Raw genomic sequence first — 26,303 nt, forward strand, 5'->3', positions numbered from 1 at the left:
GATAGTACCGGGCGAGTGCCCAGCGGGCCTGGACGTCGTGCTCCGGTGATGTTCCTCCACACCGGTGCGGTCATCGGCGGGCCGCTCCGCTGAGCAGGTCGGCGACCGCGGGTCCCAACTCTGGATGAGTGAACTCGAAGCCGGCATCGCGCAGCCGCTTCGGGACGCACCGACGGCCGGTCAACACCAACAGCGGATCGGCGCGCAGGAACACCGATCCGACCCGGACCAGAGGCGCAGGGGTGGGAACACCGACGGTACGACCCATCGTCCGGCGGAGCGCGGCCATGAGATCGCTGTTGCGTACCGGGTTGGGGGAGGTCGCATGCACGATCCCCGACAGCATGGGGTCGTCCGTGCAGTGGCGCACGATCGCGCACAGGTCGTCGATGTGCAACCAACTGATCCACTGTCGGCCGCTGCCCATGCGCCCACCGAGACCCCACCGCACGAATCCGGTCAGTCGATCGAAGGCCGGGGTGTCGCGGTCGAACACGATGCTCGTACGCAGCGTGACGTGGCGCGCCGCGGTGATCTCCGCCGCGGCCTCTTCCCACGCCCGTGCGACACCGGCCATCTGCGGTGGATCGCTGGCGGGCGGGGCCGACTCGTCGAGCACCGCCTCGCCGGCATCGCCGTAGATCGCCAGTGTGCTCATCTGTACGAGCACCCGCAACGGCCGGTCCAGACCGGTGCACGCGTGGGCGAGCGCCCGGGTGGGTTCCGTCCGGGAACGTGTGAGCAACGCGATGTTGGCCGGTGTCGGCCGCCGGAACACCAGTTCGCCGCAGAGGTTCACCAGGGCGGCGTCGGACAGTTCGGCTGCCCAGGGGCCGACGGTCCGACCGTCCCAGTGCACCTGCCGGCCCCACCGGACCTGGGTTGCCGAACGGCTCAGCACCACCACGTCGTCGCCGCGAGCGGTCAGGTCGCGGGCGATCCGTTGCCCGAGCGCCCCGGAACCGCCGGCGATGACGACCTTCATCGACTGCGGGTGGCGACCGGGCCGCCGGTGGGCCGCACCGCCATCGGCGGCAGCGGATTCCACGTGGCGGGGACGTTGCGCATCAGCAGCCCGCAGTCGGGTATCGCGGATCCCGGAGGGAACCGGGCCGGGTCGTCGAAGAACGTGGACTGCACCGAGGCCAGGTCCACCGGCGTGACCTGCCAGCCCTGGGTGAGCAGTTCCACTCCGTCGAGGCGGCTCGGATCGGGGGTGGTCGAGAAGCCGGTGGCACCGCGCCGGAAGAACTCCGAGGCCTGGTCGGCGTCCTGGAAGAGGTGGCTGCCCGACAGGGCGGCTGCCACGCGGACGTGGACACCGACGCGTACCTTGTCGACCGGATCGGCAAGGGCGATCCGCAGTTCGTCCGCGCTCTCTCTGACGTCGAAGCGGCTGAGGTGGTGCCGCCCCGGAAAGAGCCTGCCGCCGACCCAGGAGTTGAGCCGGGAGCCGGTGTCACGGCGTGGGATGTAGACGCCCTGTGCGACGCCGTCGGGTGTGTCCCACTCAACCGCGATCCGGTGCGCGCCATTTTCGCTACGCAGGCCGACGGGTGCGGGCACGGAGGGGAGACGGACTCCGCTCAACCGGATCAGGCAGATGCCCGACACGGCCCACCCGTTGACGACCTGGGGTCGCAGCGGGGCGGGCAGCAACCGTGCGGTGACCTCGGGCTCCGTGCGGTAGTTCACGAGGAGGCGGCGCTGGACGACGCTCACCAATCGGGGGGCTCTCATCTGGCCGCCTTCCCTGTTCCGGTGCACCGCTGGTACGCCGGAGTAACACCCGCTTGGGCAGACGCCGTCGCCGGATTGAGCGGTCGCTCAAATTGAAGCTTACGACGTCGGCACCCGCCCGCGCAGCTCCGGGAAGCGCCACGTCGTCCGCGGTCCGAACGCCGCCACGAGATCGACGGGCACGCCTAGGATGGTCGGCATGTCTGCGCCTGTCGAGGAACTGCCGGGATGGGAGTCTCTCTCGCCAGAGTTGCGCGAGCGATTCCGCACGGCCGACCTACCTGCCGCGATGCTCAGGGTGGACGACCGCGCCAACTTCCTGCTCGGGCCAACCCTGACCGAGCAGGACGTGCCGCCGCTGGGGCACCTTCTGCGATTCGGGTACGGCACCGGACTGTTCGAGGGTGAGTTCTGCCTGTCCTTCGCCACGGGCGCGGTCCACCTGATCCGCTCGGACCTTCCACCGAACTTCGTGAACTCGACCCTGGGCCAGTTCGGCCAGTCGGTGCGGTTGACGTTGCGGTACGAGCGGGACCTGACCGAGGGCGACGCCGATACGTGCGCCGACGCGGCCGAACAGATCCGGGCGGGCATCGCGCGGATCGACGCGGCGGCCGATGAGACCGACACCTACTGGGACAGCCTGTACTACGAGCTGGCCGCCGGGACCTATGCCGACTTCGAGTGACATGCCGGAAAAGGCGTCGGGGCACACCTCGTTAATAACGAGCACCTAGGATCGCTTCCGTCCGTGACATTGACTGTCACGTTTGTGGTTGCCCGAATTTGGAGTAGGGCTTCCAGAGCCGATCACTCGCACCGGATGGGATTCCCATGCTAGTGGGAATCCCACGTCGTGCGAGCGGAAAGGACGACGGAATAGATGGAAAGAAACGCCAGGGCCGCCCGCTGGGGACGATTGACGGCGGTCCTGCTCCTGCTCTGCTCGATGGTCGGCCCACTGCCCGCCGCCCCGGCATTCGCCGGACCGGCCGTCACCGCACTGCCGACCGTCGACCGAGGTTGCCCGCCGGCCACCGCCGAGGGTCAGGTGGTCTACGGGTGCAACGAATTGAGCCGTAACCTGCAGCGGGCTCGCCTGTGGCTGCAACAGAACACGCCGCCCGGCACCACCGACAAGCTCTTCAAGAACGCGGGCCGCTCCAACTACGCGATCGCGAGGTTGGCCGACGGCAAGTACATCATCGGGTACAGCGACGACAAACTGCACTCCGAGCAACGCCTCCTCGACCAGATGAACGGCAAGTCCCAGCGGATCACGTTCGATCCGGCCACCGGGCGCGTCTCATACCAGGCGCCCAGGGCCTCGATAATCGCCGAAGGCTTCTCCGAACTGGAACCGTGCGACAACAAGTGCGGCCCGAAACTCCGGGACGCCGGCGTTCGCGACAGGTTCAGTTGGTCCTGGCGGTGGAACGGCCGCGACGGCGAGACCAAAGAGGACATCAAGGCACTCCGGGACCGGTCCAACCACGGGACGACCGGGCTCAAGACACTGGCCCTGAGGCAGTTGAAGGCCAACAACGGCGCGGGCCGGATCGACGACCCGCCGGACGCACAGAGCGGCATCAACAGAGCGGCCCAGCGTCAGGCCGGCCCGGGGCGGCCCGGCGGTATCGACTTTTCCTCCGTGCAGTTGAGGTACGTGTCCGACGGCACCTCCGGCAACACGTACTCGTTCAAGGCGCCGACCACCCCCGGCAAACCGTCCACCGACGGGACCGGAGCGATCTACGACGCGTACACGGCTCTCAACGTGTGGATGACCGTGCAGCCGTCGAAGTTCTGGGTGAACCTCAACCCTGACGAGCCGGATCGGATCATCGATTCTCACCTGGCCCAGACCGATGTCGGCCGTGTGCTCCTGGAGTCCGACCTGACGCTCAAGGAGTCGGGTACCAAACTGATCGATCCCAACTCGGCGGTGGGCAAGCAGTTCTGGGACAAGATGGGGGCCGCCGGCCTCAGCAAGTTCTGCAAACGGGACTGGATCGTCCCGAAGCAGGCCACGATCCGTGAATCCGGCTCGGAACTCTACATCCTGGAAGCGCCGCTCGAGGTGAAGAGCGAGGGTGCCGACTTCCAGATGCCCGGCAGTGACTTCACCTGCCCGGGTGACTCCAAGGCGGCCGCCGACATCTACCGGACGGTGGTCGTACCGGAACTCACCCGCCTCGTGAACGACTCGCCGGAGTACACCGAGTTGCGTCGGGTCTACATCAGCCGGGTCGCCGCCGAATGGTATCGGAACCGGTTGGCGAAGGCCGGCACGGCCGAGGACTTCGGGATCGACAGCAACGACGTGGACACGCTCGAGTCGATCGAGCCGTGGGACCCGAAGGCCCTCTACAACAAATACCTGAAGCAACTGAACAGCGTCGTCTACGAGACTCCGGACGGATTCGTGGTCACGGCCGGCGGTGTGGACTTCACCCAGCCGGTGAAGGTGGACAAGGTCGCCGACAGCACCTTCGCGCAGCAGTACCCGGCCCTGCCGTCCGTCGTGGAGAAGTCGCTCACCGAGGTGACCAGAACGACTGACGACAAGGACGCCTTCAACGGCGGCGCCGACCAGGTGCCGGCCCTGATAAAGCCCCCGGCACGCCCGTCGCCGGGCGGCACCGCCGGTGGTGCCGAGCCGGGTGACCCGGGTGGCGGGGGTGGCGGCCTGCCGATCACCGGAGTCCCGCTCTACGGGATCGTCGGGGTTGGGGCTGCGCTGATCCTGAGCGGTCTCCTGGCGCTGTGGCGCACCCGACGCGTGCGCTGGGTGGCAAGCCGCTGATCGCGAGGGTTCCCTGAGGAAGGCCAGGTGGGAGAATATCCCGCCTGGCCTTCCTTCTGCGTCGACCCGGTACGGGTTCGCGGGCGGTCACGGCCGTCGCCCGCATCAGGTACGGATTGCCGCACGCAGGGCTTCAACCTTCACCGCCCCGCCAGAGTCGTGATGGGTAACCAATCGAGGCGGGGGCTTATGGCAGTTGACGACGAGCATTTTCGCGAGTTCGTCGAGACGCGCTACATGGATCTCTTGCGCGTGGCGTACCACCTCACCGGGTCGGCGCAGGACGCCGAGGATCTGGTGCAGACGGCGCTGGTGAAGGTGATGCGTCGGTGGCGTCGGGTCGACGATCCGATGGCGTACCTGCGACGGGTCATGATCAACCATCACATCAGCAGTTGGCGTCGCCACCGGGTGCACGAGGTGGTGACGTCGTTCCTGCCGGACCGGTCCGGCCGGGACATGACGGAGGCGGTGACGGAACGGCACGCCCTGTACGAGGCGATGCGGGAGCTGACGCCCCGAACCCGGGCCGTGATCGTGCTCAGGTACGTGGTCGACCTGCCGGAGGCGGCGGTCGCGGCCGCTCTGGGCTGCTCCGTGGGGTCGGTCAAGAGCCGCGCGTCGAGAGGCCTGGCTCGCCTGCGTCTGGCGCTGGCGTCGGACGCGCCGACGGCGAACCCGTTGCCGACGACGACCTCTGCGGCAACCGATCCAGCACCGACCGGGACGACGACGATGACGGGGGTAAAACCATGACTGCCGACGAGGAAGTGGGTCGGGCGCTGGCCGAGCTGAGCAGGACCCTGACTCCACAGCCGGATCCGTACGGTCGGGCCAGGGCGCGTTACCGACGGGACCGGCAGCGCCGACTCGGCGGACTGGCCCTCGCTCTGGTGCTCTCCCTGGGCGGAACGGCCTTCGCGATCGCCGACCCGGGCCGGACCACCCAACCACCACCCGGGGACGCGACGGAGTCCATCGCGCCCGTGCTGGTCTGGTCGAACAAGCTCCTCCAGTCGCCACCGCGCGGCGTCGTCGGCCAGGACAGCGGCTACGTCCGCCAGCTCTCCGACCTCCTGTGGGCCGCGCAGCGTCGAGGCGACTTTCCCCGGCTGAGGGTGCCGGTGACCGCGGTGAAGGTGCTGTTCGTCGACGACATCGGTGGCCAGCGGATCGCCCTCGCTGCCTTCGTCCGCGACCAGCCCGATCCGGGCACCGGCTGGCCGAGCGCCGCGATCTGGCTGGCCGCCGAGGAGGGTGCCAGCGCCGAGAAGCTGACCAGCACCGCCGCCGACCGGGGCGTCGGCGACGGGCTGGAACCCTACGAGAGCCTCGCCGTGGACGACCCGTCCGGCCCGGGAAAGCTCATCCACGTGGCGATCGCACCCGCCGGGTGTGTCTTCCTCACATCACCGTTGCCCAACGGCAGGGCGTTCCAGTGGGCACCGGAGCCGACCGGGTCCTACCTGATTCGTACCCCGAAGACCCAGCGGCCGGAGTGGTGGCGGGTGGACTGCGGTGGGGTGACGCGCAAGATCACCGCCGGACCGGGTTCGCTGGCGGCCGAGCCGATCACCGACGCGCAGCTCGCGACCGCGATGTCCCGCGTACGCGGCAGTGTCCCGGAACCGCGTGCCCGACTGTTGGTGTCGCAGTACGCCCAGTCGTCGGGATACCAACTGACCGCCCTGCCGAGCGTGGTGTGGGGCGGGCACTCCGCTCTCCTCCCCGTCCGTTCCGACGACGGCTCGCCGCCCACCGGCCGGCCCTCGGTGGAGAGCGGCAAGACGATGATCCTGGCTGCTCCCGCAGCCGGCGGCGGCTGGCTCGGCGAGGTGAACATCGACCTCGATCAACCACGGCCCAACGGCGTGGTCGGCACCGGCACCTCCTTCAGCGTCGCAGCGGACCCGACCGACCCCGCAGGCGTCCTGGCGGTGTCGATCGACAACGGCGTCATCGGCGAAGGAGCCCAACGGTCCCTGCTCGTGGTGACGCCTGCGGCAGCCACCCAGGTACGGGTGGCGCAGAACGGCCGCGAGGTGGCGACGGCTGCGGTGAGCGGCTCCGGGGCGGTGGTGCGCGTGCCCCCCGCCATGACGGACCTCGTCGTCGAGGCGCTCGACGCGTCCGGCCGGACGCTCGCCACCGGTGAGGTGGCCACCGACGGTGCGCCGTCGACACTTGAGACGGACACCTGGAACGAGGACTGATCGTGACGCTGCCTGCGGAAACCGCCGCCAACATAGGTACTTCAGCCGATCCCCCGAGGCGGTGGGTCACCTAGCGTCAACGGCACCACTACCGTCCGAGGGGGACGCCCATGAGCACCGCACTCGACTTCGACGCCGTGAAGACACGCCAGCAGGTGACGTGGGCCAGCGGCGACTACGGCGCGGTCGCCGCACTCATCCATCCGATCTCCGAGTTGCTGGTGACGGCGGCCGACCTGTCGGCCGGTGCCCGCGTACTGGACGTCGCGACCGGCTCCGGCAACGCCGCCATCGCCGCCGCCCGCTGCGGCTGCGTCGTGACCGGCGTCGACTACGTACCCGAACTGTTGGAACGGGGCCGTCAGCGCGCGGCGGCCGAACGGCTCGCGGTCACCTTCGTGACCGGGGACGCGGAGCGCCTGGCGCACCCCGACGGGTCCTTCGACGCGGTGCTCTCCGTCGTCGGCGTGATGTTCGCCCCGGACCAGCAGCGGGCGGCGGCCGAACTGGTCCGGGTCTGCCGCCCCGGCGGCACGGTGGGGCTGGCCTCGTGGACACCGCAGGGGTTCATCGGCGAGTTGTTCCGCACGGTGGCCCGGCACGTGCCCCCGCCGCCGGGGTTGCGCCCGCCCGTCGAGTGGGGCGACGAGGCCCGGGTCCGCGAGTTGCTCGGCGAGGCGGTGGGCGACCTGCGGACGGTACGCCGGGAGTTCGTCTTCCGCTTCGGCACACCCGAGGAGTTTGCCAACTTCTTCCGGGCCAACTACGGGCCCACGCTCAAGGCGTTCGAGGCGCTGCCCGAGGAACGGCGACCGCACCTGCACGCCGACCTGGTCGAGCTGGCGCGTACGCACAACCGGGCCACCGACGGCACGGTACGGATCCCGGCCGAGTACCTGGAGGTCGTGGCGAAACGGCTCACCGACTGACCCCACAGTTCCCGGCCCCTGCCGTACGCCACCGGGGCGGCCATCACACACCGAGGTGGCCGCCCCGCCGGTCAGTCCTGCCGTTCGGTGCGCTCGATCTCGGCGAACGCGGCGGCCAGGTAGTCGTCAAACGACACGCCTGTCGTCGCCAACAGGTCGGCCACCAGGAGCGGGGCATGCCGGGCCAGCGCCGACGCGTCCGGACGGGACTCGTCGCCCTCGGGGTCGTACACACCGAGCGCGCCGGCGAGCAGCACGAGCACCACGTGCGGGTCCACGTCCGACCGCCACCGCGTCGCGCTCTGCACGCATCGGGTCAACACCTGGCGGATGTCGTCACCGGTCAGCCCCTCCGGATGGCTCTCCTCCAACAGCAGTCGGACCACCGCGCCGAGCACCAGGCCGGATCGCTCGTCGGCGGCGAGGCCACCGACGGCCTCGTCGTACGCCTGACCGTCGCGTGCCTGCGCGGCGGCGACGGCCGCGGTGGCGGTCACCGCGATGGCGCGGGCGGTAGCGGGCAGATGTCGCCAGGTGCCGGTCATCGGGCCAGCATCGCAGACCCGGCGGACAACGACCGACCGCCACCGAGACCAGTGGATCATCGTGGGCTTGGTCACCCGAGCGCCCCGGCGACGGCGGAGCGCGGCCAAAACGGTTCGCGCGGTGTCACACCCGGGGATCAGAATGCCGGACATGCTGCGTCGTGCCCTGCCCCGCCGAGCGGACGCCCGCCGGATCATGCTCGGCACTCTGCTGTCGGCGATCGGGCGCGGTCTGACCCTGCCGTTCCTGTTCATCTACCTGACCGACGTACGCGGGCTCACCGACGCCCGCGCCGGGCTCGTGATCGGCTGGTACGGCGCGGTCACCCTGGCGCTGTCACCGCTGGGCGGGACGCTCATCGACCGGTTCGGCGCCCGCTGGGTGGTGGTGCCCTGCCTGGTGCTGGAGGCGATCGGCACGGGTTCGCTCGCGCTGGTCCACTCGACCGGTTCGGCTCTGCTGGTGATGACGGTGATCGCCATCGGCAGCTCGGCGATCTGGTCCGGGCAGAACACGATCCTCGCGTCGTTGACCGACGACGACGAGCGGCAACGCGTGTTCGGGCTGAACTTCGCCCTGCTCAACCTCGGTATCGGCGTCGGCGGCATGACCTCCGGCGCGATCGTCGACACCGCCCGACCCGGCACCTTCCAGGTCATTTACCTGCTGGACGCGGTGACGTACCTGCTGCCGGCGCTGATCCTGCTCACCCTGCCCGGCGTGGGCCACCGACTCGGCAACCGTCGAGGCGTTGACGAGCCGTCGCCCGGCGGCTACCTGACCGTGCTGCGGGACCGCCCGTTCCGGCGGCTGGTGATCTTCGGGCTGGTCCTCACCACCTGCGGGTACGCGCAGATCGAGGTGGGCTTCGCCGCGTACGCCGTGCGGGTGGTCGAGGTGAACCCCCGCGTGGTGGCCTGGGCGCTCGCGGCCAACACCGTGATGATCGTGCTCGCGCAACTGCTGGTGATCCGCCGGATCGAGGGGCGCAGCCGTACCCGGGCACTGGCGGTGGTGGGGGCGGTGTTCGCCGCAGCCTGGTTGGTCCTCGGCGCGGCCGGCCTGGTCACCGGGGAGAGCGCCGTGCTGGCTGCCCTCTGCGTGGTCGCCTGCTCGGCGATCTTCGGCTTCGGCGAGACGATGCTGTCGCCGGTGATGCCCGCCCTGACGAACGCCCTGGCGACGGACGAGCTTCGCGGTCGGTACAACGCGATGAGCTCGATGATCTTCGGAATCAGTGGTGTGATCGGCCCGGTGACCGCGGGACCGCTCATCGGAGCCGCCGACGGCAGGGTCTGGGTGGCGACGGTGGTCGGCGGTTGCCTGGTCGCCTCGTTGATCGCGCTCTCCCTGCGCCGACTGCTCAGCGCGGAGCAGGACGGCCGCGCGACAGCCGTCGCGGTGTCGCCCGCCAAGGCCTCCGTCGCCGCCTGACCCCGCACACCCTGGTACACGGCATGAGACCCGAGGCCCGAGGCTCCGCCCCGTCCGCTCTCCCTCTCCGCACCAAGATCCGCGGCACGCGCAGGGGACGTCGGGAACGGGCACGCACGGACCCGGGCGAGCCGCGGGACGTCGGGAACGGGTCGGGCCCCGGAGCGGGTGCTCCGGGGCCCGATGTCGCGAGGTCGGCCGTCAGGCGGCGGGGACCTCGGCGGTGGTGCGGATGCGGTCCAGTGTCGGGGCGGAGACGGGCGACTGCGCGGTCAGGTACGCCACGAACGCGTCCAGGTCGATCTGGCCGGTGACCTGGTTGGTCCCGCCGGTGAGGGCGCTGAAGCCGTCGCCGCCGCCGGCCAGGAAGTTGTTCACCGTCACCCGGTAGGTGGCGGCGGTGTCGACGGCGGTCCCGCCGAGGGTGAGGCTGCCTCGGACCACCCGGGTGCCGGCGCACGGGTCGGCGACCGTGCCGGTGGTGCCGTTCGGGTCGACCACATAGCCCACGGTGGCCGACGGGTACAGCGTCCGGTTGGTGACGAACTGCTGTTCCAGCACGCAGTAGAGCTGCGCGCCGGTCAGGTCGAGCGTCACCAGGTTGTTGGCGAACGGTTGCACCGTGAACGCCTCCTCGTAGGTGACCGGGCCGGCGTCGAGGTCGGCGCGGACCCCGCCCGGGTTCATGAGGGCGGCGACCGCGCCCTCTTCGTCGTCGGTGGCGGCGAGCTGGGCGTCGGCGATCAGGTTGCCCAGCGGGGATTCACCCAGACTCGTACCGAAGAGGGTTTCCTGGCTCCGGGTGATCGCCTGGCTGGTCACGCCGACCTCGCGGCCGGCGACCGGGCCGAGCACCGTCTTGTAGCGGTTGATCAGTGCGGTCTGCTTCGGGTCCTTGGCCACGTCGCGGGTGACCACGACGTTGTTCGCGGCGGCGGAGATGACGTCCCCGCTCCGGCGGTCGATCTTCAGGTCGATGTCGGTGACTAGGCGACCGAACGAGCTGGCGCTGGTGACCAGCTTGCCGTTGATGTCGCAGTTGTACGCCTGGTGGGTGTGCCCGCTGACCACCACGTCGATCGACGGGTCCATCCGGTTGGCGATGTCCACGATGGGTCCGGTCATGCCGACGCAGTCGTTGATGCCACCGGTCGCCGCCTGGGTGCCACCCTCGTGCAGCAGCACGACGATGGTCTCCACGCCCTTGCGGCGCAGCTCGCGAGCGTACCGGTTGGCGGTGTCCGCCTCGTCGGCGAAGGTGAGGCCGGCGACGCCCTGCTGGCTGACGATCTGCGGGGTGCCCTCCAGGGTCATCCCGATGAAGCCGACCTTGACGCCCTGCACCTTGTGGATCGCGTACGGTGCCAGCAGCGGCTTGCCGGTCGCGGTCTTGAAGGCGTTCGCGGACAGGTACTTGAAGCCGGCGCCCCGGTACGGGGTGCCGTCGGCGCAGCCGTCCACCGGGTGGCAGCCGCCGTTCTGGATCCGCAGCAGCTCGGCGGCGCCCTCGTCGAACTCGTGGTTGCCGACGCTGGCGTAGTCCAGCCCGGCCATGCTCAGCGCCTCGATCGTCGGTTCGTCGTGGAACGCGGCGGAGAGCAGCGGGGACGCGCCGATCAGGTCACCGGCGGCGACCGTGATGGTGTTCTTCTTCTTGGCGGCGGCGCGCAGCTCGGCCAGGTGGGTCGCCAGGTATTCGACGCCGCCCGCGGTCTGCCCGGCGATGGTGCCGCTGGACCCGCTCGGCGGTTCGAGGTTGCCGTGGAAGTCGTTGAGGGCCAGCAGCGTGACGTCGACCGGCTTCGGTCGCGCGTCGGCTTGTTCTGGGCTGGTGGTGACCGCGCCGAACGCGGCCACCGCGAGCGCGGTCAGGCCGACAGCGGCCCGTCGCATCCCGGTTGTGGACATGGATCTCCTCGGAAGAATCGGCGCCCGCGCGGGGCCCGGCCTCTGGGTCGACCGGGCCGTCGAGCGTCACCGTCGTCAGGGTCGCGGTTGGCGGCGGTTGGGGATGGCCGCCTGCCCCGACAGCCTCTCATCCGGACGCCGCCGGGGCGACCCAGGCGGCGGATCGGAGCTGCGGGTATGCGCGCACCCCGGATCGAGCGTCGTTTGCCGCGGTCTGCCGGACATCGTCGTACGCAGGGTCTAGAAAGGACGGGACAGCCAATGAGGACTGGGGGCGACATCGTGAGCGGAACGACACCGGTGGCGGAGCAGGTGCGGTCGGCCGACGGCACACCCATCGCGTTTGAACGGTCAGGTGCCGGCCCGGCGATCATCCTGGTCGGTGGCGCGTTCAGCGATCGCAACGCGACCCGCGACCTGGGTGCGGCACTGGCGACGGATTTCACCACCTTCAGCTACGACCGTCGGGGGCGCGGCTTCAGCGGCGACACCGCACCGTACGAGATCGGTCGAGAGATCGACGACCTGGCCGCCCTGATCGCCGCGGCGGGTGGTTCCGCCGCCGTCTACGGGATCTCCTCCGGGGCCGTCCTGGCCGCGCTCGCCACCGCGCAGGGCCTGCCGGTGAGCAGGTTGGTCATGTTCGAGCCACCGTTCCAGGTCGGCCCGCACGTGGGCGTCCGCAAGGACATCACCCCGCAGCTCATCGAGCTGATCGCCGCCGACGACCGGGACGGCGCGGTGGGGCTCTTCCTCAGCGACTCGGTGGGGCTGCCGGCCGAGCAGATCACCGGGATGCGGTCGCAGCCGATGTGGGGCGGACTCACCGCAATCGCGCACACCCTGGTGTACGACTCGATCGTCACCGCCGGAGGGCGACTGCCCGCCGACCGGCTGGCGGCCATCACGGTGCCGACTCTCGGGGTGCACAGCACCGGCAGTCCACAGTGGCTGAGGGACGCGAGTGTGGCCGCGGCCGAGGCGGTCCCGGGTGGCCGATCCATCAGCCTCGACGGTGGTTACCACGACGTGCCGCCGGCGACGCTCGCTCCCGCGCTGCGGGAGTTCCTGCTCGGTTGACGGCCTGCCCACCAGCGGGCGACGTGCCGGGCCGAGTTACGGGCCGCGATCGGCCGGCGGTCACACGTCGACCAGCACCTCGTTGACCAGGGCGCCGACGCCGTCGGGGTGCCATCCGTCGGCCACGCCGGGCCGGGCGGCCAGGTAGCTGGTGATCCGCTCGGCCGGCCAGCCGTGTGCCTCACGCAGGCCGCGGGCGATCATGCCGAGGTAGATCGGCGCGGGCGGCCGGCACCGGGTGGCCGACGCCCCCTCGGGCGCGGTGAAGGTGAGCAGGGGGACGCCGCTGCGGCTGCCGGGGCAGACCAACGTCTCGTACCGGCCGGGGCCGAGCGTCGCCCTTCCGTCGGTGATCGCCGCCTCGATCGCCGCCCCGGTTGCGGGGATCAGGTCGGCGGCGGCACCCGCCGGGCGGTACATCTCCTGGGCGGCGATGTCGGCGAACTGCTCCTCGGTGACCAGATAGGCGCGGGCGGCGGCCTCACCCGGCAGGTGCGGGTCGTAGAAGGCCATGCCCCCGGTCCAGGCCCGGGACTCACCGGCGAAGTAGATCCCGCCGGGCAGCGACACCGGGACCGACCGGCTCGGTGGGCGCCGATCCCGGCAGCCCGGGTACGTGCGCCTCCCACCGGGCGGGCAGCCACCACCGATGTACCACCCGAGGCGTGCGGCGTGCATGTTCGAGCCGTACGCGACGTACCAGAGCACCACGACGGGCTCCCTCAGGAGGTGCAGGTCTGACCGGCCGAGTGACTCACCTGCACGGTGTGCGTCACGCACCCGCCCGCCTCGACCAGGTGCAGCAGGAAGGCGGTTGGCTCGTCGACCCAGCCGATCTGCTCGTCGGTGCTCATGGTGAGCGTGCTCTGCTTCCAGGTGCTGGGTGCCACGGTGAGCACCGTGCCCGCGTAGGCCGCGGTGACCGGGCGGTGCAGGTGGCCGGCGGCGACCCGGACGACGTGCGGGTGCCGACGGATCACCTCGGCGAACGCGTCGGAGTCGGCAAGCCGGAGGGAATCGGCTGCGGGGATGCCGACGGCGACCGGCGGATGGTGCAGAAAGACCACGGCGGGCACCTCGGGACGCCCGGTCAGCACCCCGTCGAGCCAACCGAGTTGTTCCTCGCCGAGTTGGCCGCCGCTGCTGCCGGGGACGAGCGAGTCGAGCACCACGACCGACGCCGCCTCGTGATCGACGTGGTAATGGGTCGAGAACCCGCCCCCGAGCCACGGTGTGCCGCCGAAGGCGTCGAGCAGCGCCTCGCGGTCGTCGTGGTTGCCGGCGGCCAGGTGCACCGGCACCGGGAACCGGCCGATCAACTCGCGCAGCGCCGCGTACTCGTCGGGTCGGCCGTGGTCGACCAGGTCGCCGGTGATCACGACGCAGTCCGGCCGTGGCCGCACGGCCAGCACCCGGCCGAGCGCACGGTGCAGCCCGGCGGCCGGTGCGGCGGCGAGCAGGCCGGTGGTCAGGTGCGGGTCGCTGAGCTGAGCGATGAGCATGGGCTCGCCTCCTCGGCGTCGGGAGCTTCACGCTATCGCTGGGCGCAGTGTTCCTGGGTGCCTGAGCGAGGTGCCTGAACGAGGTGCCTGGCGAGGCCGGTCCGGTGGGCAGTCCGGCGCGTTCCGGCCCGCCGTCGAGGTCGGGGCCGACGGCCACCGTCTCAGTAGCCGGCGAGTTGCGGGGCCAGCGCGACCGTCACGAAACGGATCGCCCGGCCCAGCAGGCACGTCACCGCGAAGGTGACCGGACGCATGGGTGTGCGTCCCAGGTAGACGCTGGCGGCCAGCAGCGGAGGCAGGCCGCTGACCGCGCTGACCAGCAGCATCCCGGTCGACTGGTGGGGGCGTTCCAGCACCTCGACGAGTCGCGCGCCGGCCGCCTTCGGGCGCGCCAGCATCGTGCCCAGTCGACCCGGTCGGGCCGGCGCGGCGGGCGGACGTCCGCGGAGCCGCCGTTGCAGCCACGTCGAGCGGATCGCGCCGCGCGCGCCGAGGAAGATCAGGACCTTGCCGACGGTTTGCCCGGCAGCTGCGGCCATGCCGAGCGCCACGGGCGGCGCGCTTGTCGTGGCCACGGTCGCGATCAGGTACGGCTCGGCCGGGGTGAACGGCAGGAAGGCCGACAGCAGCCCGACGCCGGCGGCCACCAGAACGGCGATCATGGTCGGGCAGGCGGGAGTCCCGCCGGCAGCCTGGCGGCGCAGACCAACGAGACGATCTTCACCGCGGCGACCGCGAGGGCGAACGTGACGGCCACAGCCGTCGGCGCGAAGATCGCCAGCAGCACCACCGCGGCGGTGTTCAGCGCCTTGGCCGGCGGCGACCAGTTCCACAGGTAGATGCGCCTGTCGACGCGGGCGAAGTAGTTCGGGCTGAGCAGCGGCCAGCGCAGGAACATCAGGCTCAGCAACTGGTCGATGACCATGAACTGGACCAGGAACACCGCGATCGGCAGGGCCGTGGCGGGCCGCAGCACGATGAGTGCGGCGGCGCAGGCCGACGTGCAGGCACGGTCCGCGACGATGTCGAAGACCGCGCCGGTACGCGTCTCCTGTCCCAGGCTCCGGGCGGCGGCACCGTCAAGGATGTCTCCGATCCAGTAGAGCAGGTAGGCGGCGACCAGCAGGTGCGCGCTGCGCTGGGTCAACGCCGCCACGGCGAGCCCGACGGCACCCGCAGTGCGTACGGCGGTGATGGCGTTGGGGACGTTGAGGAGTGTGACCGGCGGACTGAGGCCGACGGCTGTCACTCGGCGTCCTTGAGGATGCGTTGCATGTCCGCGGTGCGCCGGTTCAGGTCGGCCAACTGCGCGCTCACGTCGGTGAGCAGGCGCTGGGTCTCGGCGGCCTGCTCGGCGTACTGCCGCTGCAGTTCGCCGGCGACCGCCGTCCGCGTGCGGACGCCCGCGTACCAGACGACCGAGATGAGCAGGGCGGCGACGACGACGAGGAAGACCGAGGCGGTGACGTCCATCTAACTTGTTCCTTTCGGTACGGCATCGCCGTCTCCGGCGGTGCTCAGGGTGGTGGCGGCGGCCGCCACCACGTCGGGCGTGAGGTGCAACGAGAAGGGCGCGGTCTCGTAGTACTTGAGCGCCTTGCCGTCCTCGGACAGCTCCAGATGCGCGGTGACCAGCCCGGCCTTCTCCAACTTCTTGAGGTGCACCTGCAGCAGCGCGCGGCTGATGCCCAGATCGCGGGCGAGCTGCGAGACGTACGCGCGTCCACCGGTCAGCGCGGCGAGCACCCGCAGTCGGTGCGGGCTGGCCAGCGTGGCAAGGACCTCGACCAGGCGGTCGCCGCTCAGCTCTCCCATAGCTCACCTTGGCTCATGCCAACTATTATTGGCAGGCGCAAACGCGATCGTCAACTCCGACACCCGGTGGCGCCGCCCACAGGCTGTGTCCACAGCCTGTGGATAGCACGTGTGTACGAAGCCCGGAGGTTCCCGCCACCGTGAGTACGCTTGATCGCGCGGCTCGGCGCCGGCCGGCCCCTCCCCTACCTGGAACGACGTGCGAGTGGATCATCAGCGAGTCAGCCGTGACGTCATCGCCCGCCTACCGATGGCGTCGAGCGTGCCGGAGGCCTGTCGGTGGACGGTCACCGCGCTGTCCCGGCACACCCACGCGACGATCTCCGTGCTGCTCGCGGCCCACGACCGTCTGCGCTGCGTCGCGGCGACCGGAGCCTGGCAGGTCTTCGCGACCGTGCCGGCGCGCACCGGCATCGTCGGGCGGGTCCACGCCACCGGCGCCCCCGCCGTCGTCCCGGACGTCACCGCCGACCCGGACTACCTTCCGGTACGCCCGGACGTGACCGCCGAGTTGTGCGTGCCGGTGCTGGACCCGACCGGACGGGCGATCGGCGTGCTCGACCTGCAGTGGAGTGAGCCAGCCGACCTGGAGCTGTGGCGGGAGACGGCGCAGTGGCTGGCCGACCGGCTCGGCGCGCGGATCGCCGCACTCGGCGGCCCACCCGAGGAGAGCCGCAGCGAGAAGCTGCTCCGGCACACCGCCGCGCTGTCCTCCGCACTCACCGAAGCGGAGCTGATGGATGCGGCGGCCCGCGCCGCCCGGGAGGTCTCCACCCTCTCCACCGCGCTCCTGCTCGTCGCCGGCCAGCTCGGCCCTCCCCCGGCGACGCCGAGCGACCTGGAGACCCGGATCCGCGCCGAGCTGACCGAGGCTGGCCCGGCGGCCCTGGCCCGGATGGTCGACCGGGCACACCGCTACGGCGCCGGGTACACGCTGGGCGAGGCGGGGCACCCCCCGACCGAGGACTACCGGCCGCTGACCCAGGCCGGGGTGCAGACCGTGGTCGCCGTTCCGGTCGGGTCACCGGAGGCCGGCGGGATGCTGCTGGTCGCCGACGAACGCGCCCTGCGCCCGGACCCGACCACGGTCAGCCTGATGGAACTGCTCGCCGGGCAGGCCTGGACCAACCTGGACCGCCTCCGCACGCTGGCCCGACTGCGCGAGCAGGCCAGCTCCGACCCGCTGACCGGGTTGCGGCACACCGGCCCGTTCGGGCAGCGGATCGCGGCGGCCACCCCGGGACGTACGGCCCTGCTGGCGATCGACGTGGACGGCTTCAAGATCGTCAACGACACGTACGGCCACCAGGCCGGCGACCGGGTGCTCGTCGGGTTGGCCCGCGCTCTGGAGGAGGCGCTTCGGCACGGCGACGAGCTGTACCGGATCGGTGGCGACGAGTTCGTCGCGGTGATCGAGGTGAGTCGCCCCGAGGAGGCGGTCCGGATCGCCGAACGGCTGGCCGAGGCGGCGCGGCGCATCGGCCGCACGATCAGCGTGGGCGTCGCACTGCCTCGCCCCGGCGAAACCCCCGACCGGACGCTCCGCAGAGCCGACCAGGCCCTCTACGCGGTGAAGCGCCAAGGCCGAGACGGCGTCCACCTCTCCGCCGCCTAGAACCGGCGGTAGCCAAGGGGCGCCTTCCCCGGGGCCGTCCTCCCTGGTCGACGCGAATCGAGGCTCGGACCTAGACGGCCAGGGCCTCCCTCAAGACGGGGCTGGGTCGCAGCGAAGGGCGCTCCGCCATCCGCTCCAGGCGTCCTGCTGCCGGGCGAGAAGCCGAAGGCCTTGGCTGCCCGCCATGCCCATGTGCTGTCGAGCGGTATACCTGTGAGTCATATTTATGACTCTGAGGTATACCGCTCAGCACCGCATCCGTCCCGACGGAGGTGACCGACAGTCACCGGCCGCAGAGGCACGAGAAACCCCCCGTACGCACGATCGCCAACGGCAGCGGTCAGGGGGTGCGGAACTCCTTGGCCAGGAGTTCGGCGATCTGGGCGGTGTTGAGGGCCGCGCCCTTGCGGAGGTTGTCGCCGGTGACGAAGAAGTCCAGAGCGCGTGGGTCGTCCAGGGCGCGGCGGATCCGGCCGACCCAGGACGGGTCGGTGCCGACCGCGTCGATCGGCATCGGGAACTCCCCGGCGGCGGGATCGTCGACCAGGATGACCCCGGGCGCGTTGCGCAGCGCCTCGCGGGCGCCCTCGGCATCCACCTCGGTGCCGAAGACCGCGTGCACGGCCACCGAGTGGGCGGTGACCACCGGCACCCGGACGCAGGTGGCGGACACCTTGAGGTCGGGCAGGCCGAGAATCTTCCGCGACTCGTTGCGGATCTTCATCTCCTCCGACGACCAGCCACCGTCGGCGGGCGAACCCGCCCAGGGCACCACGTTGAGCGCCAGCGGGGCCGGGAACGGACCGAGGTCGTCGCCGACGGCCTGGCGGACGTCGCCGGTGCGCGAGCCGAGCGCGCGATCGCCGGCGACCTTGGTGAGCTGATCGTGCAGGATGTCCACGCCGGCCTGGCCGGCACCGGAGACCGCCTGGTAGGAGGCGAGCACCAGCTCCCGCAGGCCGTACTCGTGGTGCAGGGGCGCGACCGCGACGATCATCGCGAGGGTGGTGCAGTTGGCGTTGGCGATGATGCCCCGGGGCCGGTTGCGGACCTGCTCGGGGTTGATCTCCGGAACGACCAGCGGGACGTCAGGGTCCATCCGGAACGCGGCGGAGTTGTCGACGGCGATCGCGCCGCGCTCGACGGCGATCGGCGCCCACTCGGCGGAGACCTCGTCGGGCACGTCGAACATCGCCACGTCGACCCCGTCGAACGCCTCCGGGGTCAGCGCCTGGACGACGACGTCCTCACCCCGGCAGCGCACCCGCTTGCCGACCGAGCGTTCGGAGGCGAGCAGCCGGATCTCACCCCAGACGTTGCGACGACCGGAGAGCAGCTCACACATCACGGTGCCGACGGCACCTGTCGCTCCGACCACGGCGAGGGTGGGCAGCGCCGTCATCGGCGCTACCTACCCGTCCCCGCGTAGACCACGGCTTCGGTGTCGCCGCCCAGCTCGAACGCGTCGTGGATGGCGCGGACGGCGGCGTCGAGGTCGGTGTCCCGGCAGACCACGGAGACCCGGATCTCGGAGGTGGAGATCATCTCGATGTTGACCCCGGCGGCGCCGAGCGCGGCGAAGAAGCCGGCGGCCACACCCGGGTGCGAGCGCATGCCGGCACCGATCAGCGAGACCTTGCCGACGTGGTCGTCGTACAGCAGGCCCTTGAACTTGACCGGCTCCTGGATCTTGCTGAGCGCGGCCATCGCGGTGGGGCCGTCGGCCTTGGGCAGGGTGAACGAGATGTCCGTCCGACCGGTGCCCTCGGTGGAGACGTTCTGCACGATCATGTCGATGTTGATCTCGGCGCCGGCAACGGTGTCGAAGATCCGCGCGGCGGCACCTGGCTCGTCGGGCACCCCGACGATCGTGATCTTGGCCTCGCTGCGGTCGTGCGCGACGCCGGTGATCAGTGCCTGCTCCACGGAAGGGTCCTCCATCGATCCGGTGACCATCGTGCCGGTGTTGGTCGAGTATGACGAACGGACGTGGATCGGCAACCCCGCCCGACGGGCATACTCCACGCTACGCAGGTGCAGCACCTTCGCGCCGCACGCGGCCAGCTCCAGCGTCTCCTCGTAGGTGATCTGCCGGATGTGTCGGGCGTTGGGCACGATCCGTGGGTCTGCGGTGAAGATGCCGTCCACGTCGGTGTAGATCTCGCAGACGTCGGCGTGCAGGGCGGCGGCGAGCGCCACGGCGGTGGTGTCCGAACCGCCGCGGCCCAGCGTGGTGACGTCCTTGGTGTCCTGCGAGACACCCTGGAAGCCGGCGACGATGACCACCGATCCCTCGTCGAGCGCGCCCTTGAGCCGCCCCGGGGTGACGTCGATGATCCGGGCGCGGCCGTGCACCGAGGTGGTGATGACGCCGGCCTGCGAGCCGGTGAACGAGCGGGCTTCGTACCCCAGGTTGTGGATGGCCATGGCCAGCAGGGCCATGGAGATCCGCTCCCCGGCGGTGAGGAGCATGTCCAACTCGCGGCCCGGAGGCAGCGGGCTGACCTGGTTGGCCAGGTCCAGCAGCTCGTCGGTGGTGTCGCCCATCGCGGAGACCACCACCACCACGTCGTCGCCGGCCTTGCGGGCGGCGACGATGCGCTCGGCCACCCGCTTGATCCGCTCGGCGTTGGCGACGGAGGACCCGCCGTACTTCTGCACCACGAGTGCCACGACGGTGCACTCCCTCCCAGCGACCCTGAGCGTGCCGACGCCGCCGGAACCGGGGCCGGCGGCGCATGTCAGTCCCCCTGAGGGTATCCGGCGGGTAACGATGCCGGGTCAGGTGATCCCACCATCCGGCCCGCGCGGGGCGGCCGGGCCGCCCCCACCAGCCCCGGCGGTACGCGGCGACGACCCGTCCGACACGCCGGCACGAGCCTTCACCCGCTGGCGCCCGCCAGCAGTCCGCACCCACCAGAATGGGCCGGTGCCCGTCCTCATCCGCCCGGCCGTCCGCGTGCTCGGGTCGCTCGTGTTCACCCTGCCGGCTCTCCTGGTCGCCTGCGCCGATGCGCGGCCTCCGGCCCCGCCGCCCGCCGATCCGGGGCCGGTCGCGGTGGACACCGCGCGGGACGACCTGGCCGCCCTGGCCGCGGCTGCCCAGGATCGCCACCTGGTGGCGCAGTACGCGTACAGCCAGACCGGTCAGCCGGCTCGCACCATCACGTTCACCAGCGCGAACGACGGCAGTTGGCGGGTCGACGTGCCGGGTGGCGCGTGGGGTGGCACCGCCGACATCTCGATAGCCGCCACGAGCGACGGACTGTTCCAGTGCGCCCTGCCGTCGGCCGGGCGACCGGAGTCGGCGAGCTGCGTACGCCTCGGTGAGCGCGACGACGCGATCCCCCGCCGGTCGGACCCCCGGGTCCAGCATCCGCTCACCGACTGGCTGGACGTGCTCACCGACCGGCGCGCACCGCTGGCGGTGGCTCCAGCCAGCCCACCCGAGGGCCTCACCGGTACCTGCTACTCGGTGGACTCCACCTCGGCGTCGCTCAACGCTCCGGTGGAGGTGGGCATCTACTGCTACGAGCGGGACGGCACTCCGACCGGGGTGCGGACCGGGGCGGGGACGCTGCGGCTGGCCGCGCCGCCGGGCCCGGCGCCGGCCACTGTGCAGTTGGCCGGCCCGGTGGTCGTCGACCGGGACCCGCTGGACACCGCCGCGCCGCCAACCCCTGATCCGTCGGACAGCCCGAGCGCAGGAACGCCCTGATCTTCATCCCGTTACGGGTGCCCTTGCCCACATTTGTCACCCCGCCCTGAGGGGGCGAATCGCCCATACGGGACGATCTAGGTATGGCCGATCTCACTCCGCTGCTCGCCTACCGTTGGAGTCCGCTGGCGTTCCACCCCACCGAGGAGTTGAACGCCACGGACGCGTCCCTCCTCCTGGAGGCGGCCCGCTGGGCACCGTCCCTGGGCAACCGCCAGCCCTGGCGGTTCACCCTCGGCCACCGCGACGACGAGACCTGGAAGCGGATTCTGGTCAACCTGCCCGAGCGCGACCAACGCTGGGCACACCGTGCCGCCGCCCTGCTGCTCGCCGCGCACGTCGACGGCGACACCACACCCGACGCCGCGCCAGCCGACGGAATCGCGTACGACCTGGGTCAGGCGGTCGCCCATCTCACGGTGCAGGCCACCGCGCTCGGGCTGCACGTGCGTCAGGTCCTCACCGTGGATCGCGCCGGACTCAGCGCCGACCTGCACCTCCCCGCCGACGTGCGGCCGTACGCGGCGCTCGCGGTGGGGCAACTCGGTGACCCACTCAGCCTCCCGGCCGACCTCGTCGCCGAGGAGACCGGTCTGCGCCGCCGTCGGCCGCTTGCCGAACTCCTGCTCGGCTGACCGGTCGGCGTGCCTACTCGCCGCCGCTGGCGCGAAGCAGGACCGCCGCGACCTCGGTGTTGCGGTACAGGACGTGCCGACCCTGGCGGGACCGGGAGACCAGGCCGGCGGCGTGCAGCGCGGCCAGGTGCTGGGAGACGTTACCGGCGGACATCCCGGTGAGTCGGGCCAGATCGGTGGTGGTCGACGCCGTCACCAGCAGGTGCAGCAGCGCGGCCCGGCCGGGGCCGATCACCCGGGCCAGTGGGTCGCCGGGCGTTGGCCCGGTCGCCTCCCAGAGCGTCCCGACGGCACGGACCGGGTACGCGCCGGCCGGCAGCGAATCTTCCAGCAGGTTCCACAGCACGTGCTGTTCGGTGAACACCGTCGGGTTCAGCGCCAGCCCACGATCGCGGAGGTCGAAGTCCCGCTCGAACGTGTCGTCGCTGATCACCCGGTCGCCGTGCCAGCGCAGGCTCGGGTGGAGCTGCTCGAAGAACCGACCGGCGCCACTCTCGGCGAGCTGGGCGGCCCGGTACGCCACGTCGGCGTCGAGCAGCGCCCGCATCCGCGGCCAGTCCGGAGCGATCGCCTCGTCGTACCAGACCCGGACCGCATCGACGACCTGCGGCAGCAGCCCGCCGGGGTCGGCGAGCAGCGCCCGCCCGAATGGGCTCAGTGGTTTTCGCCAGGTGGTCGCCAGCAGGTCCTGGACCACCACGGCCGGCGGCGTCGCGGCGATCTGGTCGAGCTGCTCGGCCATCTCCACGTTCGGTCGGGCCGCCGGGGTGAGGAAGTCGGGCAGCCAGCGGCCCGGCACGACCAACCCCACCAGAGGTCGGACCCGGTCGGTCACCTCGGGACGACGCAACGTCACCCGGGCCCGGTCGATCCAGGGCAGGTGCACCGCGTAGCGGACCGGTCTGGCCAGCGCCCACATGCTCATGACCGTCTCGTTGACCGGTGACACGGCGAGCCGTACTCCCGCCACGTCGGCCAGACTGAACCGCAACTCGGACACACGCCCCCCAGGAGCAGGATTCGGTCCAGCCTAAAAGATTCGACCGAGGTCCTGGGGACCCGATTCACTCCCGACCATGGGGACCAGAGAATCCATCCGCACCGCCGTCCGAGACGTCGTACCGCCGGCCGGGCTGACCCGCGCACTGGCCGTGCAGGCCATGGTCTACGCCGTCGGCAGCGGGCTGTTCCACGCCGGCAGCGCCGTCTTCTTCACCCGGGCGCTCGGGCTCAGCGCCGCCCAGGTGGGGCTGGGGCTGTCCATCGCGGCGGGGGTGTCGCTGTTGGGCACGGTGCCGCTGGGCGGACTCACCGACAGGTACGGACCGCAGCGGGTCTGGGTGGTCGGGCTGGTGCTCAACGCGGCGCTCTTCGCGACGTACCCGTTCGTCGGCGGCTTCGCCGGGTTCCTCGCCGTGGTGGTGGCTCTGGCCGCCGTGGAGGCCGCGAGCGGCGTGGCCGTGCAGGTCTACTCGATCAACGCGCTGCCCCCGGCGGAACGGGTCACCGCGATGGCGTACCAGCGCTCGTCGCTGAACGTCGGCTTCGGGCTGGGTGCGGTGATCAGCGGCGTGGTGCTGACGGTGGACACGATGGCGGCGTACCGGGGAATGGTCTGGTTCATCGCGACGGTCTTCCTGGTGACGGCTCTCTTCGTGCGGCGACTGCCCCGGCTGCCGCAGGTCACCCGGCCGGTGGAGCCGATGGGTCGGCTCGCCGTGCTCCGCGACCGCCCGTTCGTGGCGGTGTCCCTGCTGTCCGGGCTGCTCACCGCGCACCAGACGCTCTACCTGACGGTGATGCCGCTCTGGATCCTCACCCACACCGATGCCCCGAAGACGGTGATCGCCGGGCTGGTGCTGCTCAACACGGTCCTGGTCGTGCTGCTCCAGGTACGTCTGAGCCGGGGCGCCGACACCGCGCCGGGCGCCGCCCGAGCCTCCCGCCGGGGTGCCCTGCTGATCGCCCTGTTCTGTCTGGTCCTGCCGCTCTCCGGGCTGACCCGGGGCCTGCTCACCGTGGTGGTGCTGGTGGCCGCCGCCATGGTGCTGATCCTGGCCGAGCTGATCGAGTCGGCGGGCGCCTGGGGGCTCACCGCCACCCTGCCGCCGGCCGCCCAGCGCGGCGCGTACGTGGGGGCGTTCCGGCTCGGCTCCCAGGTGCAGTACCTGATCGCCCCGGCCGGTCTGACCGCGCTCGGGGTGACCACCGGCGGGTGGGGCTGGTTACCGGCCGCAGCGATCTTCGTGCTCGTCGGGCTGGCTGTCGTACCGGTGGTGGCCTGGGCCGAACGGACTCCACGACTGGGTGCCGAGGCCCCGGAACAGGCCGGAACACTGGTCCCATAGTCCGGACCTGCCTTTCCCCCTTCCGTTTCATCACGTAGGGTGACGTGGTCATGTGGCGGGCGCTGCTCCTCCTTAGCCGCCGCGACGAGGCCTGACCGGCCGGCACCTCGTCGCGGAGTCGCATCGCGCCGTCCAGCACATCCGATTTTCTTCTCGGCACCGCCGCGCACCGTTGCCCGGCATTCCGCCGACACCTTCCGATCTGCTGACGCCACATGTTCCAGGGAGCACTCTGAGATGGCTCAACCTGTCACCGACGCCGAGACCGATCCGATCGCTCGGCAACGCCCGAGCCGGATGCCGTACCACCGCTACCAGCCGTACCGGGAGCAGTTCCGGATCGACCTGCCGGATCGCACCTGGCCCACCCGGCACGTCGACGCCGCCCCCCGCTGGTGCGCCGTGGACCTGCGCGACGGCAACCAGGCACTGATCGACCCGATGTCGCCCGAGCGCAAGCGGCGGATGTTCCAGCTGCTCGTCCAGATGGGCTACAAGGAGATCGAGGTCGGCTTCCCGTCGGCCAGCCAGACCGACTTCGACTTCGTCCGGCAGCTCATCGAGCAGGACATGATCCCGGACGACGTCACGATCCAGGTGCTCACGCAGTGCCGGGAGCACCTGATCGAGCGGACGTTCGAGTCGCTGCGCGGCGCGAAGCGGGCCATCGTGCACTTCTACAACTCGACCTCCACCCTCCAGCGGCGGGTGGTCTTCGGGCTGGACCGGGACGGCATCGCCGACATCGCCACGACCGGCGCGCGGCTCTGCCAGAAGTACGCGGAGATCCACACCCCGGACACCGAGATCTACTACGAGTACTCGCCGGAGTCGTACACGGGCACCGAGCTGGAGTACGCGCTGGAGGTCTGCTCCCGGGTGATCGACGTGATCGACCCGACGCCGGACCGGCCGCTGATCATCAACCTGCCGGCCACCGTCGAGATGGCCACCCCCAACGTGTACGCCGACTCGATCGAGTGGATGCACCGACACCTGCCGCGCCGCGACAGCGTGGTGCTGAGCCTGCACCCGCACAACGACCGCGGCACCGGGGTCGCCGCCGCCGAGCTGGGCCTGCTCGCCGGCGCGGACCGCATCGAGGGCTGCCTGTTCGGCAACGGCGAGCGCACCGGCAACGTGGACCTGGTGACCCTGGGGCTCAACCTGTTCTCCCAGGGCATCGACCCGATGATCGACTTCTCGAACATCGACGAGATCCGGCGCGCGGTCGAATACTGCAACCAGTTGCCGGTGCACGAGCGCCACCCGTACGCGGGCGACCTGGTCTACACCGCCTTCTCCGGCTCCCACCAGGACGCCATCAAGAAGGGCTTCGACGCCCTCGCCGCCGACGCCAAGGCCGCCGGGGTGCCGATGGACGAGCACACCTGGGCCGTGCCGTACCTGCCGATCGACCCGAAGGACCTGGGCCGCACCTACGAGGCGGTCATCCGGGTCAACTCGCAGTCCGGCAAGGGTGGCATCGCGTACATCATGAAGAGCGAGCACCAACTGGACCTGCCGCGCCGGCTCCAGATCGAGTTCTCCGGGGTGGTGCAGCACGTCACCGACCACGACGGCGGCGAGGTCGACCCGAGCGCCATGTGGGAGATCTTCGCGACGCACTACCTGCTCGACCACCAGCCCGACCCGGCGGTCCGGCTGAGCAGCTACACGATCGGCACCGCCGACGGCAAGGTCGAGATCGAGGCCCAGGTCGGTGTGGGCGGCGAGCAGCGGTCCCTGGCCGCGATCGGCAACGGCCCGATCGACGCGTACGTCAACGCGCTCCAGTCGGTCGGAGTGGGCGTGCGGGTGCTCGACTACCACGAGCACGCGCTCTCCTCGGGTGGGGACGCGCAGGCCGCCGCATACGTGGAGTGCGAGGTCGACGGTCGGACGGTCTGGGGTGTCGGCACCGACGCCAACATCGTCACCGCCTCGATCAAGGCGGTCACCAGCGCCGTCAACCGCGCCCGCAGCTGATGACCCCGTGCCGCGCCCCCGAGGT

General features: G+C 71.0%; 25 protein-coding genes. 12 read left to right on the forward strand and 13 right to left on the reverse strand.

Going from position 1 to position 26,303, the window contains the following annotated elements:
• Positions 1-70: 70 nt before the first annotated feature.
• Together AB0C25_RS08485 and AB0C25_RS08490 are read right to left on the reverse strand one after the other, a co-directional pair.
• Positions 71-985 (reverse strand): TIGR01777 family oxidoreductase, encoded by a 915-nt coding sequence (locus tag AB0C25_RS08485; protein ID WP_357370909.1) that lies wholly within the window; start codon positions 983-985, stop codon positions 71-73.
• Positions 982-1,740, reverse strand: a complete 759-nt coding sequence (locus tag AB0C25_RS08490) for a DUF2071 domain-containing protein (protein ID WP_357370911.1) — start codon at positions 1,738-1,740, stop codon at positions 982-984. The genes AB0C25_RS08485 and AB0C25_RS08490 overlap by 4 nt, the downstream gene beginning before the upstream one ends.
• 199 nt (positions 1,741-1,939) lie before the next feature.
• Here AB0C25_RS08490 and AB0C25_RS08495 point away from each other — a divergent pair, with 199 nt between their 5' ends.
• The 5 genes from AB0C25_RS08495 to AB0C25_RS08515 all read left to right on the forward strand — a co-directional run bounded on the left by AB0C25_RS08495 (position 1,940) and on the right by AB0C25_RS08515 (position 7,688).
• Complete coding sequence (locus tag AB0C25_RS08495) at positions 1,940-2,428, forward strand: SUKH-4 family immunity protein (RefSeq protein ID WP_357370913.1); 489 nt, start codon at positions 1,940-1,942, stop codon at positions 2,426-2,428.
• A 195-nt stretch (positions 2,429-2,623) separates the two neighbouring features.
• On the forward strand, positions 2,624-4,546 hold the full coding sequence (locus AB0C25_RS08500) for a hypothetical protein (RefSeq protein WP_357370915.1): 1,923 nt from the start codon (positions 2,624-2,626) through the stop codon (positions 4,544-4,546).
• 189 nt (positions 4,547-4,735) lie between these two features.
• Positions 4,736-5,302 (forward strand): SigE family RNA polymerase sigma factor, encoded by a 567-nt coding sequence (locus AB0C25_RS08505; RefSeq protein ID WP_357370917.1) that lies wholly within the window; start codon positions 4,736-4,738, stop codon positions 5,300-5,302.
• Positions 5,299-6,759 carry a hypothetical protein gene (locus tag AB0C25_RS08510; RefSeq protein ID WP_357370919.1) on the forward strand — a complete coding sequence of 487 codons (1,461 nt, stop codon included), beginning with the start codon at positions 5,299-5,301 and terminating at the stop codon, positions 6,757-6,759. Before AB0C25_RS08505 ends, AB0C25_RS08510 begins: the two co-directional genes overlap by 4 nt.
• A 110-nt stretch (positions 6,760-6,869) precedes the next feature.
• Positions 6,870-7,688 carry a class I SAM-dependent methyltransferase gene (locus AB0C25_RS08515; protein WP_357370921.1) on the forward strand — a complete coding sequence of 273 codons (819 nt, stop codon included), beginning with the start codon at positions 6,870-6,872 and terminating at the stop codon, positions 7,686-7,688.
• A 71-nt stretch (positions 7,689-7,759) separates the two neighbouring features.
• Here AB0C25_RS08515 and AB0C25_RS08520 read toward each other — a convergent pair whose 3' ends face one another.
• Positions 7,760-8,233 (reverse strand): hypothetical protein, encoded by a 474-nt coding sequence (locus AB0C25_RS08520; RefSeq protein WP_357253034.1) that lies wholly within the window; start codon positions 8,231-8,233, stop codon positions 7,760-7,762.
• Positions 8,234-8,384: 151 nt separating this feature from the next.
• Here AB0C25_RS08520 and AB0C25_RS08525 point away from each other — a divergent pair, with 151 nt between their 5' ends.
• Positions 8,385-9,668, forward strand: coding sequence for an MFS transporter (locus AB0C25_RS08525; protein ID WP_357370923.1), 1,284 nt, complete (start codon positions 8,385-8,387; stop codon positions 9,666-9,668).
• 201 nt (positions 9,669-9,869) lie between these two features.
• On the opposite strand, the gene AB0C25_RS08530 is transcribed toward AB0C25_RS08525, so the two are convergent.
• On the reverse strand, positions 9,870-11,576 hold the full coding sequence (locus tag AB0C25_RS08530; protein ID WP_357370925.1) for a bifunctional metallophosphatase/5'-nucleotidase: 1,707 nt from the start codon (positions 11,574-11,576) through the stop codon (positions 9,870-9,872).
• Positions 11,577-11,858: 282 nt separating this feature from the next.
• Between AB0C25_RS08530 and AB0C25_RS08535 the strand changes: the two genes are divergently transcribed.
• Positions 11,859-12,656, forward strand: a complete 798-nt coding sequence (locus AB0C25_RS08535; protein WP_357370927.1) for an alpha/beta fold hydrolase — start codon at positions 11,859-11,861, stop codon at positions 12,654-12,656.
• Between the two features lie 60 nt (positions 12,657-12,716).
• On the opposite strand, the gene AB0C25_RS08540 is transcribed toward AB0C25_RS08535, so the two are convergent.
• The 6 genes from AB0C25_RS08540 to AB0C25_RS08565 all read right to left on the reverse strand — a co-directional run bounded on the left by AB0C25_RS08540 (position 12,717) and on the right by AB0C25_RS08565 (position 15,973).
• Positions 12,717-13,367: a histone deacetylase gene (locus AB0C25_RS08540; protein WP_357370929.1), complete on the reverse strand. Its 651-nt coding sequence runs from the start codon at positions 13,365-13,367 to the stop codon at positions 12,717-12,719.
• Between the two features lie 11 nt (positions 13,368-13,378).
• On the reverse strand, positions 13,379-14,158 hold the full coding sequence (locus AB0C25_RS08545) for a phosphodiesterase (RefSeq protein WP_357370931.1): 780 nt from the start codon (positions 14,156-14,158) through the stop codon (positions 13,379-13,381).
• A gap of 161 nt (positions 14,159-14,319) precedes the next feature.
• Positions 14,320-14,820 (reverse strand): hypothetical protein, encoded by a 501-nt coding sequence (locus AB0C25_RS08550; RefSeq protein WP_357370933.1) that lies wholly within the window; start codon positions 14,818-14,820, stop codon positions 14,320-14,322.
• Positions 14,817-15,407 carry a CDP-alcohol phosphatidyltransferase family protein gene (locus tag AB0C25_RS08555; RefSeq protein ID WP_357370935.1) on the reverse strand — a complete coding sequence of 197 codons (591 nt, stop codon included), beginning with the start codon at positions 15,405-15,407 and terminating at the stop codon, positions 14,817-14,819. The genes AB0C25_RS08550 and AB0C25_RS08555 overlap by 4 nt, the downstream gene beginning before the upstream one ends.
• Entirely contained in the window at positions 15,404-15,631 is a 228-nt protein-coding gene (locus tag AB0C25_RS08560) for a hypothetical protein (RefSeq protein WP_357255492.1), read from the reverse strand. The genes AB0C25_RS08555 and AB0C25_RS08560 overlap by 4 nt, the downstream gene beginning before the upstream one ends.
• On the reverse strand, positions 15,632-15,973 hold the full coding sequence (locus AB0C25_RS08565) for a helix-turn-helix domain-containing protein (protein ID WP_355029869.1): 342 nt from the start codon (positions 15,971-15,973) through the stop codon (positions 15,632-15,634). It abuts the gene before it with no gap.
• 250 nt (positions 15,974-16,223) lie between these two features.
• Between AB0C25_RS08565 and AB0C25_RS08570 the strand changes: the two genes are divergently transcribed.
• Positions 16,224-17,588, forward strand: coding sequence for a sensor domain-containing diguanylate cyclase (locus AB0C25_RS08570; RefSeq protein ID WP_357371078.1), 1,365 nt, complete (start codon positions 16,224-16,226; stop codon positions 17,586-17,588).
• A gap of 340 nt (positions 17,589-17,928) precedes the next feature.
• Here the strand turns inward: AB0C25_RS08570 and AB0C25_RS08575 are convergent, their stop codons facing one another.
• Positions 17,929-18,990, reverse strand: coding sequence for an aspartate-semialdehyde dehydrogenase (locus AB0C25_RS08575; protein ID WP_357370938.1), 1,062 nt, complete (start codon positions 18,988-18,990; stop codon positions 17,929-17,931).
• 5 nt (positions 18,991-18,995) lie between these two features.
• Positions 18,996-20,261 (reverse strand): aspartate kinase, encoded by a 1,266-nt coding sequence (locus AB0C25_RS08580; protein ID WP_357255498.1) that lies wholly within the window; start codon positions 20,259-20,261, stop codon positions 18,996-18,998.
• A gap of 256 nt (positions 20,262-20,517) precedes the next feature.
• Between AB0C25_RS08580 and AB0C25_RS08585 the strand changes: the two genes are divergently transcribed.
• Together AB0C25_RS08585 and AB0C25_RS08590 are read left to right on the forward strand one after the other, a co-directional pair.
• Positions 20,518-21,306, forward strand: coding sequence for a hypothetical protein (locus AB0C25_RS08585; protein WP_357370940.1), 789 nt, complete (start codon positions 20,518-20,520; stop codon positions 21,304-21,306).
• An 83-nt stretch (positions 21,307-21,389) separates the two neighbouring features.
• On the forward strand, positions 21,390-21,941 hold the full coding sequence (locus AB0C25_RS08590; RefSeq protein WP_357370942.1) for a nitroreductase family protein: 552 nt from the start codon (positions 21,390-21,392) through the stop codon (positions 21,939-21,941).
• 13 nt (positions 21,942-21,954) lie between these two features.
• Here AB0C25_RS08590 and AB0C25_RS08595 read toward each other — a convergent pair whose 3' ends face one another.
• Positions 21,955-22,941, reverse strand: a complete 987-nt coding sequence (locus AB0C25_RS08595; RefSeq protein WP_357370944.1) for a DUF5937 family protein — start codon at positions 22,939-22,941, stop codon at positions 21,955-21,957.
• A gap of 76 nt (positions 22,942-23,017) precedes the next feature.
• Here AB0C25_RS08595 and AB0C25_RS08600 point away from each other — a divergent pair, with 76 nt between their 5' ends.
• Together AB0C25_RS08600 and leuA are read left to right on the forward strand one after the other, a co-directional pair.
• Entirely contained in the window at positions 23,018-24,289 is a 1,272-nt protein-coding gene (locus AB0C25_RS08600) for an MFS transporter (protein ID WP_357370946.1), read from the forward strand.
• Between the two features lie 237 nt (positions 24,290-24,526).
• Positions 24,527-26,278, forward strand: coding sequence for a 2-isopropylmalate synthase (gene leuA / locus AB0C25_RS08605; protein ID WP_357370948.1), 1,752 nt, complete (start codon positions 24,527-24,529; stop codon positions 26,276-26,278).
• Positions 26,279-26,303 lie beyond the last annotated feature (25 nt).

Source organism: Micromonospora sp. NPDC048839 (assembly GCF_040649915.1).
GTDB lineage: Bacteria > Actinomycetota > Actinomycetes > Mycobacteriales > Micromonosporaceae > Micromonospora.